Source organism: Neisseria sp. P0014.S002 (assembly GCF_051958295.1).
Taxonomy (GTDB): domain Bacteria; phylum Pseudomonadota; class Gammaproteobacteria; order Burkholderiales; family Neisseriaceae; genus Neisseria; species Neisseria flavescens_B.
Genome location: NZ_JBQCVO010000044.1, coordinates 1 through 383, shown reverse-complemented (window position 1 = coordinate 383; position 383 = coordinate 1). Strand labels below are relative to the sequence as shown.

1 protein-coding gene is annotated in these 383 nt (G+C 50.9%); it reads right to left on the bottom strand.

The genetic code is table 11. The features are described 5' to 3' along the window. The coding region (locus ACTHSX_RS10520; protein ID WP_440377611.1) for a transposase at nucleotides 1-383 on the bottom strand (383 nt) is incomplete at both ends.

Here is a 383-nt window from a genome sequence, read left to right as displayed (position 1 = left end):
CTGTTGGCGGCTTTCAAAAGGTTCAAACACATCGCCTTTAGATGGCTTTGTGCACTCACTTTGCTCAGTCCGAAATAGGCTGCCCGGGCATAGCGGAATTTACGGTGCAGCGTACCGAAGCTTTGTTCAACCACATAACGGGTTTTCGATAAATATCGGTTGCGTTTGGTTTGCGCTTCCGACAGCGGATGTTTGCGGTGTGCTTTGCGCATAATGCCGTCCTGCAGTCGACGCTCTTCCAGATGTTGCCGGTTTTCCTCACTGTCATAGCCTTTGTCGGCATAGACGGTCGTACCTTTGGATAGACCTTCCAACAAAGGCGACAGGTGTTTGCACTCATGGGCATTGGCGGGGGTAATGTGCAGTTTCTCGATATAGCCTTC